This window comes from Streptomyces sp. NPDC047108 (assembly GCF_040643575.1).
Classification (GTDB): domain Bacteria; phylum Actinomycetota; class Actinomycetes; order Streptomycetales; family Streptomycetaceae; genus Streptomyces.
In genome coordinates this window covers 14,589-28,001 of the sequence record NZ_JBEYUP010000032.1, presented here as the reverse complement: position 1 = coordinate 28,001, position 13,413 = coordinate 14,589, and the positions used below count along the sequence as shown (strand labels likewise).

11 protein-coding genes are annotated in these 13,413 nt (G+C 73.7%); 8 read left to right on the top strand and 3 right to left on the bottom strand.

The features are described 5' to 3' along the window. Positions 1-9 precede the first annotated feature (9 nt). From rimO to ABZ822_RS31710, 5 genes are all read left to right on the top strand, one after another. Positions 10-1,518, top strand: coding sequence for a 30S ribosomal protein S12 methylthiotransferase RimO (gene rimO / locus ABZ822_RS31730; protein ID WP_360861778.1), 1,509 nt, complete (start codon positions 10-12; stop codon positions 1,516-1,518). Further along, positions 1,515-2,222: a CDP-diacylglycerol--glycerol-3-phosphate 3-phosphatidyltransferase gene (gene pgsA, locus ABZ822_RS31725; RefSeq protein WP_360861776.1), complete on the top strand. Its 708-nt coding sequence runs from the start codon at positions 1,515-1,517 to the stop codon at positions 2,220-2,222. The genes rimO and pgsA overlap by 4 nt, the downstream gene beginning before the upstream one ends. Next, positions 2,219-2,749 (top strand): nicotinamide-nucleotide amidohydrolase family protein, encoded by a 531-nt coding sequence (locus ABZ822_RS31720; RefSeq protein WP_360861774.1) that lies wholly within the window; start codon positions 2,219-2,221, stop codon positions 2,747-2,749. The genes pgsA and ABZ822_RS31720 overlap by 4 nt, the downstream gene beginning before the upstream one ends. 109 nt (positions 2,750-2,858) lie before the next feature. Next, on the top strand, positions 2,859-3,242 hold the full coding sequence (locus tag ABZ822_RS31715; RefSeq protein ID WP_360861772.1) for a helix-turn-helix transcriptional regulator: 384 nt from the start codon (positions 2,859-2,861) through the stop codon (positions 3,240-3,242). Between the two features lie 252 nt (positions 3,243-3,494). Further along, complete coding sequence (locus ABZ822_RS31710; protein WP_360861770.1) at positions 3,495-3,965, top strand: DNA starvation/stationary phase protection protein; 471 nt, start codon at positions 3,495-3,497, stop codon at positions 3,963-3,965. 565 nt (positions 3,966-4,530) lie between these two features. On the opposite strand, the gene ABZ822_RS31705 is transcribed toward ABZ822_RS31710, so the two are convergent. The 3 genes from ABZ822_RS31705 to ABZ822_RS31695 form a co-directional block, all read right to left on the bottom strand. Next, positions 4,531-5,310 (bottom strand): SDR family NAD(P)-dependent oxidoreductase, encoded by a 780-nt coding sequence (locus ABZ822_RS31705; RefSeq protein WP_360861768.1) that lies wholly within the window; start codon positions 5,308-5,310, stop codon positions 4,531-4,533. Between the two features lie 121 nt (positions 5,311-5,431). Further along, the gene (locus ABZ822_RS31700) at positions 5,432-6,241 is read right to left on the bottom strand and encodes a DNA-formamidopyrimidine glycosylase family protein (RefSeq protein WP_360861766.1); all 810 of its coding nucleotides are present in this window, start codon (positions 6,239-6,241) and stop codon (positions 5,432-5,434) included. Between the two features lie 152 nt (positions 6,242-6,393). Further along, the gene (locus ABZ822_RS31695; protein WP_360861764.1) at positions 6,394-11,121 is read right to left on the bottom strand and encodes an ATP-dependent helicase; all 4,728 of its coding nucleotides are present in this window, start codon (positions 11,119-11,121) and stop codon (positions 6,394-6,396) included. Between the two features lie 103 nt (positions 11,122-11,224). On the opposite strand from ABZ822_RS31695, the gene ABZ822_RS31690 reads away from it, so the two are divergent. The 3 genes from ABZ822_RS31690 to ABZ822_RS31680 all read left to right on the top strand — a co-directional run bounded on the left by ABZ822_RS31690 (position 11,225) and on the right by ABZ822_RS31680 (position 13,388). Continuing rightward, on the top strand, positions 11,225-12,064 hold the full coding sequence (locus tag ABZ822_RS31690) for an AraC family transcriptional regulator (protein ID WP_360861762.1): 840 nt from the start codon (positions 11,225-11,227) through the stop codon (positions 12,062-12,064). A 209-nt stretch (positions 12,065-12,273) separates the two neighbouring features. Then, a complete protein-coding gene (locus ABZ822_RS31685; RefSeq protein ID WP_360861794.1) occupies positions 12,274-13,080 on the top strand; it encodes an AzlC family ABC transporter permease in 807 nt (268 codons plus the stop codon). Further along, entirely contained in the window at positions 13,077-13,388 is a 312-nt protein-coding gene (locus ABZ822_RS31680; RefSeq protein WP_360861760.1) for an AzlD domain-containing protein, read from the top strand. Before ABZ822_RS31685 ends, ABZ822_RS31680 begins: the two co-directional genes overlap by 4 nt. The last annotated feature ends 25 nt before the right edge of the window (positions 13,389-13,413 follow it).

Sequence of the window (13,413 nt, the reverse complement as noted above, 5' to 3'; positions counted from 1 at the left end):
GCTGACCTCATGCCCGAGCCCGAACGCCGTACTGTCGCACTCGTCACCCTCGGCTGCGCCCGGAACGAGGTGGATTCGGAGGAACTCGCGGGCCGTCTCTCGGCGGACGGTTGGGAACTCGTCCAGGACGCGGCCGACGCCGATGTCGCCGTCGTCAACACCTGCGGGTTCGTCGAGGCCGCGAAGAAGGACTCGGTCGACGCCCTCCTCGAGGCCAACGACCTCAAGAACACCGAAGGCGGCGGCCGTACGCAGGCCGTGGTCGCCGTCGGCTGCATGGCGGAGCGGTACGGCAAGGAGCTGGCCGATGCCCTGCCTGAGGCCGACGGAGTGCTCGGCTTCGACGACTACGCGGACATCTCCGACCGCCTGCAGACCATCCTCTCCGGAGGCGTGCACGCCTCCCACACCCCGCGCGACCGCCGCAAGCTGCTCCCCATCAGCCCGGTGGAGCGGCAGGCCGCCTCGGTGGCGCTGCCCGGGCACGGGGACCTCCCCGAGGCGCCGGAGGACCTGCCCGAGGGCGTGGCGCCCGCGTCGGGACCACGGGCGCCTCTGCGCCGCCGCCTGGAGGCCGGCCCGGTCGCCTCGGTGAAGCTCGCCTCCGGCTGCGACCGCCGCTGCTCGTTCTGCGCGATCCCCGCCTTCCGGGGGTCGTTCGTCTCCCGCCGCCCGTCAGACGTGCTCACCGAGACGCGGTGGCTGGCGGAGCAGGGCGTCAAGGAGGTCATGCTCGTCTCCGAGAACAACACCTCGTACGGCAAGGACCTCGGGGACATCCGTCTGCTGGAGACGCTGCTGCCCGAGCTGGCGGCCGTCGACGGCATCGAGCGGATCCGGGTCTCCTACCTGCAGCCGGCGGAGATGCGGCCCGGGCTCGTCGAGGTCCTGACCTCCACGCCCAAGGTCGCGCCGTACTTCGACCTGTCCTTCCAGCACTCGGCGCCCGGCGTGCTGCGCGCGATGCGGCGCTTCGGCGACACCGACCGCTTCCTGGAGCTGCTGGAAGGGATCCGCGCCAAGGCTCCGCAGGCGGGCGCCCGGTCCAACTTCATCGTCGGCTTCCCCGGCGAGACCGAGCAGGACCTGGCCGAACTCGAGCGCTTCCTGACCCATGCGCGGCTGGATGCCATCGGCGTCTTCGGGTACTCCGACGAGGACGGCACCGAGGCCGCCGGATACGAGAGCAAGCTGCCCGAGCAGGTCGTCGCCGAACGGCTGGCGCACATCTCGCGGCTCGCGGAGGAGCTCACCTCGCAGCGTGCGGAGGAGCGGCTCGGCGAGACGGTCGAGGTGCTCGTCGAGACCGTGGGAGAGGACCCGGACATGCCGGAGGGTGCCGTGGGACGCGGCGCCCACCAGGCGCCGGAGACCGACGGGCAGGTGCTGCTCACGGACTCCCGGGGCCTGGCCCCCGGCCGTATGGTCGAAGCGAAGGTGGTGGCGACGGAGGGCGTGGACCTCGTGGCCGAGCCGCTGGCCGGCGGCGAGTGTCCGGGCGAGGAGGCCGGCACATGAGCGGAGTCCCCGCGTCCGCAGCGGGCGGTCACGGCCGCGCGCCGGTCCGCGGCGGCTCGGTGAGTGCGCCTTCGGTTCCCCAGGCAAGCCTGTGGAACATCGCCAACATCCTCACCATGATCCGGCTGCTGCTTGTGCCCGGGTTCGTGTTGTTGATGCTCCACAACGGTGGCTACGACCCGGTCTGGCGGTCCTTCGCCTGGGCGGCGTTCGCCGTCGCCATGATCACCGACCTGTTCGACGGTCACCTGGCCCGTCGCTACAACCTCGTCACCGACTTCGGGAAGATCGCCGACCCCATAGCGGACAAGGCGATCATGGGTGCCGCGCTGGTCTGTCTGTCGGCCTTGGGGGACCTGCCCTGGTGGGTCACGGGTGTGATCCTCTTCCGCGAGCTCGGGATCACGCTGATGCGCTTCTGGGTGATCAAGCACGGCGTCATCCCGGCCAGCCGCGGCGGCAAGATGAAGACCCTCGCGCAGGGCACCGCCGTCGGGATGTACGTCCTGGCGCTGACGGGGCCGCTGGCGACCCTGCGGTTCTGGATCATGGCGGTGGCCGTCGTGCTGACGGTCGTGACCGGGCTGGACTACGTACGCCAGGCCGTGGTGCTGCGGCGGGCGGGACTCGCGGCCGAGCGGGCGCGGGCGGCTGCTGCCGGACCCTCCGGAGTCTCCGGGGCCTCTGGGGGCTCCGGGCGATGAACGGCGCGAACGGCGGCCGTACGCTCGCCGCCGACGTGCTGGCCCAGCTCGTGGAGCGCGGCGAGACGGTGGCGGTCGCCGAGTCCCTGACCGGCGGCCTGCTCGCCGCGGAGCTGACCACACCGGCGGGCGCCTCGAAAGCCTTCGTGGGATCCGTCACGGCGTACGCGACCGGGGTGAAGCGCGATCTGCTGGCGGTGGACGGCGCGCTGCTGGCCGAGCGCGGGGCGGTCGACCCCCTCGTCGCCGGGCAGATGGCGGCGGGCGTACGGCGGCTCCTGGGCGCCGACTGGGGCGTGGGAACCACCGGGGTGGCCGGGCCGGACAGCCAGGACGGACAGCCCGTCGGCCGGGTGTACGTCGCCGTGGCGGGGCCCTCGGGCGCGGCTCCCGCACGCGAGCTGGGACTCGACGGGGACAGAGCGGGTATCCGCTCGAGCAGCGTTCAGGCGGCGCTGGAACTGCTTCTGGGGGAACTGATCGAAAATGTGCGGGCACAGGATACGGAACAGAGCGGGGGGAATTGATGTTTGCAGCCCTGAGTGAACACGTCATCGCTCCCCGCACGGCCGCGGTCCGAGGCGGTACGGTGGGGCGAGAAGGATCCGGATCCGAGGCCCGAGGAGGGAGCCACCGATGATTCTGCTCCGTCGCCTGCTGGGTGACGTGCTCCGTCGGCAGCGCCAGCGCCAGGGCCGAACCCTGCGCGAGGTGTCTTCGTCGGCACGGGTCTCTCTCGGCTATCTCTCGGAGGTCGAGAGGGGGCAGAAGGAGGCGTCCTCCGAGCTGCTCTCCGCGATCTGCGACGCTCTGGACGTGCGGATGTCCCAAGTCATGCGTGAGGTGAGCGACGAGCTGTCGCTGGCCGAGCTGGCGGAGTCCGCTGCCGCGAGCGAGACGGTGCCGGCACCGATGCGGCCGATGTTCAACCCGGTCTCCGTGACCTCGGTGACGGGCGTACCGGAGGAGCGCGTCACGATCAAGGCTCCTGCCGAGGCCGTGGACGTCGTAGCGGCCTGACCACCCGGCAGATTCCCCGTCCGCAGCATCTGCGGAACCGGCTTCATCAACTGCGGAACCGGCTTCACCGAGCCCCGGAAGGCACGCGCCTTCCGGGGCTCGGCGCATGCCCGGTGCCCGCGCCGCCGGACCCTGATTCCCTCCCCGCGGCGTCGCGGTGATCCGTCCCGCCCCCGCATGACCTCTCCGAGACGGGTGTGCGATCGTTGAGAGGAGCATTGCGACAAAAGCGGAGGAATCAGGAGGAACCTGATGTCTATCGTCAAGAGCCCGCTGCGTGACGAAGACCTCAAGATCGTCGGAGACGCCCTCCAGGGAGCACTGGTCGATCTCGTGGACCTCGGCCTGGTGGCCAAGCAGGTCCACTGGAACGTCGTGGGTCCGCGGTTCCGTTCCGTGCACCTGCAGCTGGACGACGTGGTCGCCACCGCCCGCCAGTACGCCGACACCGTGGCCGAGCGGGCCGCTGCCCTCGGGGTCTCGCCCGACGGGAGGGCGGACACGGTCGCCAAGAGCAGTGGCATCGAACCCGCCCACGACGGCTGGACCAAGGACGACGACGCCGTACGCACCCTCGTCACCGCCCTCGGCGCCCTGATCGTCCGGATGCGCGAGCGGATCGACGCGACCGAACACCCGGATCCCGTGAGCCAGGACCTCTTCATCGGGCTCACCGCGGATCTCGAGAAACACCGGTGGATGTTCCAGGCGGAGAACGCCTGAACCGAGGCTGCGGCCGAACCGGGGCGCGCCCCGGGCCGGATGCGGTGAGAGCCGCGACCGGCCGGGGGCGCGTTCCACGGTCTCCCCGCGCCGTCCCCCGTTCGGGGGAACCGGCCGACGAGCGTCGGGCCGGAGGAAGGAACCATGGCACGACGCGAGGCCGGAGACCGGGAGCGTCCGGTACGGATACGGGTGCGGGGGCGCCCGTCGCGTACCGGGGTTGCTCGTACGGACCCGATACCCGGCCGAATATCCAGCGGGGCTCCGTCCGGCTTCTCCGCGGCGCGGTGGGTGGCGGGACCGGTGCTGGCGGGGGTGTGGTGCTGGGCCGTGGTCCGTCTGGCCGCGCTGCCCGGCGAGACGGGGCCGCTGGAGGTCACCATCGCCGCGGGGGGCTGGGGGTTGAGCCTGCTGCCGGTCCACTGCGTCCCGGCGTCCGAGGCGCGGGCGGGGCGGGTGCGGATCTCGCTGCGGGCGGTCCGGTCCTGGCGGACGGACCGGCGTACGGGGGCGAGCGGGGTTACGAGGGCGAGCGGGGGTTCTGGGGCGAGCGGGGGTACGGGAACTACCACGGCATGGCGACGCCGCCGTTCGGGCGGAGGATCTGACCCGTCGTGAAGGACGCGGCGTCCGAGGCCAGGTGGAGCACGCTGTGGGCGACGTCCTCGGGTGTGCCGACCCGTCCCAGGGGGGATGCGCGGATCATGGTCTGCTCGGCCCGGTGCTGGGCCTCGGCATCGTGCCGCTCGGTCATGGGGGTGCTGATCCACCCGGGAGCCACGGCGTTGACGCGAATGCCGTACCGGCCCACCTCGGAGGCGAGAGTCCGGGTCAGCTGGACAACGGCGGCCTTTGCGACGCCGTAGCAGAGGAGCCCGGGAGCGCCGGTGTCGACGGCCCCGGACGCCATGGTGACGATGGATCCCGGTGTGCCTGTCGCGATCATGGAACGGGCCGCTGCACGGCATGCGTGCAGCACTCCCTTGAAGTTGACCGCCAGGACGCGGTCGAGGTCGGCGTCCTCGGTCTCCAGGACGGGGCTGCTGTGCATGACGCCGGCGATCGCGGCCATGATGTGCAGCCGGCCGCCGCCCGCGGCCTCGGCCTCGCTCACGGCGTCCGCGAGCCGGGCTCCGTCGGTGACGTCGAGGGGGTGGGTCCGGGCCGTTCCGCCTTCGGAGGTGATCCGCTCGGCGGTCTCCCGCAGTCCCGTCGTGTCGAGGTCGGCGCAGTGGACCTGGGCGCCCGACGCGGCGAGGAGGACGGCGGTCGCGCGGCCTATGCCGCTCGCGGCGCCGGTGACGAAGGCGGTGCGCCCGGAGAGGTCGTACGCCGTGAGGGTCATGGCCCGACGGTACGAGTGTTTCTGACGGATCGTCAATTGCGCTGCGATGGTCACCCGGAGGCCGCGGATGCCGACCGCCGGGGCGTTGAGGCAGGGGCTCCGCCGGAGTGGGGGAGGCGGATCAGCCGGAGGGGTGGGCGGGGTCCGGCCCGGACTGGCAGACCGGGCACCAGTACGTGCTGCGCTCCTGGCCCGGGTCGCCCTGGTCGGCGGAGCGTACGGCCGTACCGCAGCGGCGGCAGGGGCGTCCTCCTCTGCCGTAGACCCACAGGCGCTGGTCGCGGCGGTCGACGGCCGTGGTGGAGCGCGCGGCCCGCGCCTTGTTGGCCTCCAGGAGCCGCTGGGCGAGAGCGACGAGGCGGTCGAGGGAGGGGACCTCGGAGACGGGAAGCCAGGGGGTGCAGCCGGCCATGAAGCACAGCTCGGACTTGTAGACATTGCCGATGCCGGCAAGGTTGCGCTGGTCCAGAAGGGCCTCGCCGAGGGGGCTGCCTGGGGAGGAGAGCAGTCTGCGCAGCGCTTCGTCGGCGTCCCAGTCGGGGCCGAGCAGGTCGGGGCCGAGATGGCCGACGACACGGTCCTCGTCGGCGGTGCGGAGGAGTGCGAGGACGGGGAGGCGGTAGCCGACCGCGGCGCGGTCGGCGGTGGCGAGGACGGCACGGATCTGGTGTTCGGGGCCGCCGCGCCAGCGCTCGCCCTGCGTGTACAGATGCCAGGCGCCGTCCATGCGGAGGTGCGAGTGGAGGGTGAGTCCGCCCTCGATGCGCGTGAGGAGGTGCTTGCCGCGGGGGACCACATCGGTCACGTCCCGGCCCGTGAGGTCCACTGTGGCGAGCCGGGGCACGCGCAGATCCGAGCGCACCAGGCGCCGGCCCGCGAGCGCGTCGCGCAGCCTGCGGGCCGTCAGCCAGACGGTGTCTCCTTCGGGCATGCAGCCATGATGCCGCCGGGGCTGCCCGGACGTGTGCCGGGCCCTGAGCCGTGGGCTCGGCGCCCGGAGAGTACGTCGTGGGAGGCTCAGGCTCAGGCTCAGGCACCGGGAGCGCGGGCGCCCGAGGGCCGCGGGGCCGTTGCGTGACGCGCTCAGGCCGGGCGCAGGCGGAGGCCCCGCGGGGTGGCGTGGAAGCCCGCCGCTTCGAGGGCGCGGCCGATCGGGGAGGAGAGGGCCGGCGAACCGTTGGCGCGCTCGACGGTGACAGTGCCGAGGGCGCCCTCGCGGGCCGCCCCGGCCAGGGCATCGGCCGCTGCCCGCAGCCGGGCGTCCGCCTCCGGGCTCTCCGCGTCCTCACCGCCCGGCCAGGCCAGCAGGGTCTTGCCGCCGCGCTCCACGTACAGCGCCAGCTCGCCGCCCACCAGCACCACGAGGGCGCCTGCCTTGCGGCCCGGCTTGTGGCCGGCGCCGTCCGGCGGGTCCGGCCAGGGCAGAGCCGCGCCGTAGGCGTTGGCCGGGTCGGCGGCGGCCAGGACGACCGCCGCGGACTCGCGGCCGCCGGACGCCTCGCGGCGCGGGAAGCCGAAATCGTTGACCGGGCTTTCCGCCGCCGCGCGGTCGCGGGCGGTGGCGACGGCCCGCAGCCGGTCGACCGCGCCGTCCATCGCGAACTGCGCCGCGCCGAGCCCCTCGACGACATAGCCGCGCCTGGCCTGCCCCGTCTCCTCGAAGGCGGACAGCACCCGGTAGGCGGCGGAGAATCCGCCCTCGACGCCTTCCGCCTGAACCGCGCCGCGCGTCACCACGCCGTGCCGGTCCAGAAGGATGTGGGCCAGGGCGTGGGCGCGCCGGGTCGGGTCGGTCTCCCGCTCGGTCAGCAGCGACCAGCGGCCCGCGACGGTGGGCGGCCCGTTGCGCGAAGCGGTGCCCCGGACCGTACGGGGGCTGAGGGAGGCGGTGAGGCCGCCGTACCGCCCGCGGGGGACCGAGCGCTTGGCCCGGTGCGCGGTGGCGCCCGCGGTGCGGCCGGAGCCGAGGAGCGAGCGCAGCGGGGCCAAGGTGTCGTTGGTGAGCCGCCCGGACCAGGCCAGGTCCCAGACGACGTCGGCCAGTTGGGGATCGGTGACCTCGGGGTGGCCGGCCCGCACTTGGTCGGCGATCTGGCGGAAGAACAGGCCGTACCCACCGGAGAGCGCGTCGAGCACCGCCTGGTGGAGCGGGCCGGTCTCCAGCGGATGCGGTGGCGGCAGCAGCAGAGGGGCGGCGTCGGCGAGGAACAGCGACACCCAGCCGTCCTTGCCCGGCAGAGCTCCGGCGCCCGCCCAGAGGACGTCACCGGAGGAGGTCAGCTCGTCGAGCAGAGCCGGCGCGTATCCCGTGACGCGGGTCGGCAGGACCAGCTTCTCCAGCGCGGAGGCCGGTACCGGCGCTCCCTGGAGCTGCTCGATCGCGCGCACCAGACCGTCGATGCCGCGCAGACCGCGGGTGCCGACGTTCTGCCACTGCGGGAGGAAGGAGGCGAGCGCCGGAGGCGGTACGGGCTCCATCTCCTGCCGGAGGGCGGCCAGCGAGCGGCGCCGCAGCCGGCGGAGCACCGTGGCGTCGCACCACTCCTGGCCGATGCCCGCGGGATGGAACTCGCCCTGGACGACACGGCCCGCGGCGGCCAGCCGGTGCAACGCGCCGTCGGTGACGGCTACGCCGATGCCGAAGCGCGCGGCCGCGTCGGCGGATGTGAAGGGGCCGTGGGTGCGGGCGTAGCGGGCGAGGAGGTCGCCCAGCGGATCCTTGACGGGCTCGGTGAAGGCCTCCGGCACCCCGACGGGGAGCGCCGTGCCCAGGGCGTCCCGCAGCCGCCCGGCGTCCTCGACAGCGGCCCAGTGGTCGGCGCCCGCGATCCGGACCTGGATGGCACGGCGGGAGGCGCCCAGCTCCCGGGCCCAGTCCGGAGCGGCGCCGCGCTCGGCCAACTCGGCTTCGGTGAGCGGACCGAGGAGGCGCAGGGCGTCGGCCAGGCTCTCCACGTCCTTAACGCGCCGGTCCTCGGCCAGCCACTGCAGCTCGCGCTCCAGCTCCGTCAGTACCTCGGCGTCGAGCAGTTCCCGCAGCTCGGCCTGGCCGAGCAGTTCGGCCAGCAGCCGGGAGTCCAGTGAGAGTGCGGCGGCCCGGCGTTCGGCGAGCGGTGAGTCGCCCTCGTACAGGAACTGGGCCACGTATCCGAAGAGCAGAGAGCGGGCGAACGGCGAGGGCTCCGGCGTGGTGACCTCGACCATACGGACCGTGCGGGCCTCGATGTCACCCATCAGCTCGGTCAGACCGGGAACGTCGAAGACGTCCTGCAGGCACTCGCGCACGGCCTCCAGGACGATGGGGAAGGAGCCGAACTCCGAGGCGACCTCGAGCAGTTGGGCGGCGCGCTGGCGCTGCTGCCACAGCGGGGTGCGCTTGCCGGGGTTGCGGCGCGGCAGCAGCAGGGCGCGGGCGGCGCACTCGCGGAAGCGCGAGGCGAACAGCGCCGACGACCCCACCTGGTCGGTGACGACCTGGTCGATCTCGCCCTTCTCGAAGGCGACGTCGGCCGCGCCCACCGGGGACTGCTCGGAGTCGAACTCCCGCCCCCTGCGGGCCGGGTCGGTCTCCATGTCGAGCAGGTCCAGGCCCATCAGGTCCGCGTCGGGCAGGCGCAGGACGATGCCGTCGTCCGCGTGCATCACCTGGGCGTCCATGCCGTAGCGCTCGGAGAGGCGGGCCCCGAGGGCCAGTGCCCAGGGGGCGTGGACCTGCGCGCCGAACGGGGAGTGGACGACGACCCGCCAGTCGCCCAGCTCGTCCCGGAACCGCTCCACGACGATGGTGCGGTCGTCCGGGACGTGCCCGCACGCCTCGCGCTGCTCCTTGAGATACGCCAGCACATTGTCCGCGGCCCAGGCGTCCAGCCCCGCGGCCACCAGCCGCAGCCGGGCGTCGTCCTCCGCCAGACCGCCGATCTCGCGGAGGAACGCGCCCAGGGCGCGGCCCAGTTCGAGCGGCCGGCCGAGCTGGTCACCCTTCCAGAAGGGCAGCCGCCCCGGCACGCCCGGGGCCGGGGAGACCAGGACGCGGTCACGGGTGATGTCCTCGATACGCCATGAGGTGGTGCCGAGGGTGAAGACGTCGCCGACCCGCGACTCGTAGACCATCTCCTCGTCGAGCTCGCCGACCCGGCCGCCGCCCTTCTTCGGGTCGGCTCCGGCCAGGAAGACCCCGAAGAGGCCGCGGTCGGGGATCGTGCCACCGGAGGTGACGGCGAGTCGCTGGGCACCCGGCCGCCCGGCGACCGTGCCGGCCACCCGGTCCCATACGAGGCGGGGCCGCAGCTCGGCGAAGGCGTCCGACGGGTACCGGCCCGCCAGCATGTCCAGGACCGCGGTGAAGGCGGACTCAGGGAGCGAGGCGAAGGGGGCCGCCCTGCGGACCACCGCGAGCAGTTCGTCGACCTCCCAGGTGTCCAGCGACGTCATGGCCACGATCTGCTGGGCCAGCACGTCCAGCGGGTTGGCCGGGACGCGCAGGGCTTCGATGGCGCCGCTGCGCATCCGCTCGGTGACCACGGCCGCCTGGACCAGGTCGCCGCGGTACTTGGGGAAGACGACGCCGGTGGAGACCGCGCCCACCTGGTGGCCCGCGCGGCCCACGCGCTGCAGCCCCGAGGCGACGGACGGCGGCGACTCGACCTGGACGACCAGGTCGACCGCGCCCATGTCGATGCCCAACTCCAGGCTGGACGTGGCGACCACGGCGGGCAGGCGCCCCGCCTTGAGGTCCTCCTCGACCAGGGCTCGCTGCTCCTTGGAGACCGAGCCGTGGTGGGCCCGCGCCATGACGGCCGGGCTTCCCTTGGCGGCACCCGAACCACCCATCAGCTCGGCGGGGGCGTGGTGCTCGGGAGCCGGCTCGCCGGTCGCACGCTCGTACGCGATCTCGTTGAGCCGGTTGCACAACCGCTCCGCCAGGCGGCGGGAGTTGGCGAACACGATCGTGGAACGGTGGGCCTGGACGAGGTCGGCGATCCGCTCCTCCACATGGGGCCAGATCGACGGCTTGTCGGCCCCGGACCCGCTCTCCGGCTCGGTGGCGGGTGAGGCACCCAGCTCGGCCAGGTCCTCCACGGGCACGACCACCGACAGGTCGAACTCCTTGCCGGACGGGGGCTGCACCACCTTGGCCGTGCGCTGCGGCGACAGGTAGCGCGCCACCTCGTCGACCGGACGCACCGTCGCCGACAGTCCGATGCGCCGGGCCGGCCGGTCCAGCAGTTCGTCCAGCCGCTCCAGCGACAGCGCCAGGTGGGCACCGCGCTTCGTGCCCGCGACGGCGTGCACCTCGTCGACGATCACCGTCTCCACGCCGGTCAGCGCCTCACGCGTGGCGGAGGTGAGCATCAGGAACAGGGACTCGGGCGTGGTGATCAGGATGTCTGGGGGACGGTTCGCCAGGGCACGGCGCTCGGCGGCCGGGGTGTCACCGGAGCGGATCCCGACGCGCACCTCGGGCTCCGGGAGCCCGAGCCGTACGGCCTCGTGGCGGATGCCGGTCAGCGGGCTGCGCAGATTCCGCTCGACGTCCACCGCGAGGGCCTTCAGCGGGGAGACGTACAGCACGCGGCAGCGCTTCCTGGTCTCGGCGGGCGGGGGCGTGCTCGCCAGTCCGTCCAGGGCGGAGAGGAACGCGGCCAGGGTCTTGCCGGAGCCGGTCGGGGCGACCACCAGCACGTCCGAGCCCTCGTCGATGGCCCGCCACGCGCCCGCCTGGGCGGCCGTGGGCGCGCTGAAGGCCCCCGTGAACCACGCCCGGGTCGCGGGGGAGAACGCGTCGAGAGCCGAGGCCGCATCGTCCGACATGCTCCCCATCGTGCACCCGGCCACTGACAGCGCGTCCGGTGCGCGGGCCGGAGGCGCCCCGGGCCGTGGGCCGTGCGGCTCGGGACCGCTGCACAATGGCGGTATGGCGAGGCAGGAGAAGGCGCGGCACTGGCGGTATCCGGAGCTGCCCGGCGTGGACCTGCTGAAGGCGCGGTACGTGCACAAGACGTTCGTCCGGCACACCCACGACGCCTTCGTCATCGCCGCGATCACCCAGGGTGTGGAGTCCTTCCGGTGCGGAGGCACCCTGGAGCGGGCCGGGGCGGGCGGGCTGGCGCTGGTGAACCCCGACACCCCGCACACCGGCCAGGCAGGCGTCCCCGAGGGCTGGACGTACGAGGTGCTCTATCCGGAGCCGGAGACCGTCGCCGCCATCGCCGCCGAGACCACCTCGATCCGCGGGACCGCGGGCTTCGCCTCCGCCGTCGTCGACGACCCCTACCTCTGCCACCTGGTCACGGAGGTGCACCGGGCCGCCGAGGAGGGCAACGCGCTCGCCGCGGACACCCTCCTCAGGGTCGCCGTGGCCCGGCTGCTGCGCGTGAACGGCGGCACCCTTCCCGAGCGCGTGGCGCGCACCGCGGGCGCGCGGAACGCCGAGCGCGCCCGGACGATCCTGGAGCAGCGGATGGCCGACCCGCCCTCCCTGGAGAAGCTCGCCGCCGAGCTGGGCACGAGCCCGTTCGCGCTGCTGCGGGCCTTCCGCGGTCTGTACGGGATGCCCCCGCACACCTGGCTCACCGACGCCCGGGTCCGCCGTGCCCGTCATCTGCTCGACACGGGCACGGCCCCCGCCGAGGCCGCCGTCGCCGTCGGCTTCACAGACCAGCCCCATCTGAACCGGCACTTCAGCCGGATCGTGGGGGTGCCGCCCGGGGCGTACCGGCTCGAGCGGGCGGGGAACGGCGGCGCGGCCCCGTAAGGGAGCGGGGGCCGCGACCGCAAGAACGTACAAGACCCGGACGGGCCCCGCCTCGTAGCGTCCGGGGCGTGGCACGAGAACGAACACCGACATGCCCCGAGGGCCGGGAGGCTTCTCAGGGGGCTCCTCCGGACCGGGAGGCGGCTCCCAGGGGCCAGGAGACGATCCCCGAGGGTCCGGACACGGAAGGGCAGGCCAGGGAGGCGGACATCCGGGATCCCCAGGATCCGGAGACCGCCCCGCACCAGGGGCGCTCCGACGCGGCGGTGGTCCGCGACGCCCTCGGCGTCGGCATCGCCGTCGGGCTTTCCGGCTTCGCCTTCGGTGTGACCTCGGCGGGGGCCGGGCTGACGGTGCTGCAGACCTGTGCGCTGAGCCTGCTGGTCTTCACCGGAGCGTCGCAGTTCGCGCTGGTCGGAGCGCTCGCAGCGGGCGGCAACCCGTTCACCGCGGCGGCCGGGGCCTTCTTCCTCGGCGTGCGCAACGCGTTCTACGGGCTGCGGCTGTCCCAGCTCCTCCGCATCCCGCGCGCCCTCCGCCCCCTGGCGGCCCACTGGGTCATCGACGAGACCACGGTGGTGACCCTCGCCCAGCCGGACCGGCGCAGCGCCCGGATCGGCTTCACCGTCACCGGTCTGAGCATCTACGTCCTGTGGAACCTCACCACCCTGCTCGGGGCCCTCGGCGCGTCCGCCCTGGGAGACCCGGACGCCTGGGGTCTGGACGCCGCCGGTCCCGCGGTCTTCCTCGCCCTGCTCGCGCCGATGCTGCGCACGACGCTGGAGCGCGCGGTGGCGGGGCTCGCCGTGGTGTTCGCCCTGGTGTGCCACCCGCTGCTGCCCGCCGGTGTGCCGGTACTGCTGGCCGCGCTCGCCGCGCCCGCGGTCCTCGCCCTCCACGGTCTGCGCGGCAGGCGCGTGGCGGCCACTGAAGAGGCGGTGGAGGACGTGCGGAGCACGGGCGCGGGCGTGCCGGGCACGGACGCGCCCGGCACGGACGGAGAGGAGGAGCGATGAGCGTCTGGATCGCCATCGGCGTCACCGTCGCCGGCTGCTACCTGGTCAAGCTGCTTGGGCTCTCGGTCCCCGCCGGCGCCCTGGAGCGGCCGCGCGTCAAGCAGCTCGCCGGCCTGATCCCCGTGGCCCTGCTCGCCGCACTGATCGCCATCCAGACGGTCGGTACCGACGACCGGGCGCTCGTGCTCGACGCCCGCGCGGCGGGCCTCGCCGGCGCGGCGGTCGCGCTGGTGCTGCGGGCGCCCTTCCTGGTCGTCGTCGCCGTCGCGGTGCTGATCACCGCCGGCGTACGGGCGCTCGGCGGATAGCCGTCGCCCGTACGCCGGTCCCGTG

Coding starts and splice junctions, on each gene's coding strand:
- ABZ822_RS31695 (WP_360861764.1), bottom strand. CDS start 11,121: ATGTCGGACGATGCGGCCTCGGCTCTCGACGCGTTCTCCCCCGCGACC.
- ABZ822_RS31710 (WP_360861770.1), top strand. CDS start 3,495: ATGTCTATCGTCAAGAGCCCGCTGCGTGACGAAGACCTCAAGATCGTC.
- ABZ822_RS31705 (WP_360861768.1), bottom strand. CDS start 5,310: ATGACCCTCACGGCGTACGACCTCTCCGGGCGCACCGCCTTCGTCACC.
- ABZ822_RS31680 (WP_360861760.1), top strand. CDS start 13,077: ATGAGCGTCTGGATCGCCATCGGCGTCACCGTCGCCGGCTGCTACCTG.
- ABZ822_RS31720 (WP_360861774.1), top strand. CDS start 2,219: ATGAACGGCGCGAACGGCGGCCGTACGCTCGCCGCCGACGTGCTGGCC.
- ABZ822_RS31690 (WP_360861762.1), top strand. CDS start 11,225: ATGGCGAGGCAGGAGAAGGCGCGGCACTGGCGGTATCCGGAGCTGCCC.
- ABZ822_RS31700 (WP_360861766.1), bottom strand. CDS start 6,241: ATGCCCGAAGGAGACACCGTCTGGCTGACGGCCCGCAGGCTGCGCGAC.
- ABZ822_RS31715 (WP_360861772.1), top strand. CDS start 2,859: ATGATTCTGCTCCGTCGCCTGCTGGGTGACGTGCTCCGTCGGCAGCGC.
- pgsA (WP_360861776.1), top strand. CDS start 1,515: ATGAGCGGAGTCCCCGCGTCCGCAGCGGGCGGTCACGGCCGCGCGCCG.
- rimO (WP_360861778.1), top strand. CDS start 10: ATGCCCGAGCCCGAACGCCGTACTGTCGCACTCGTCACCCTCGGCTGC.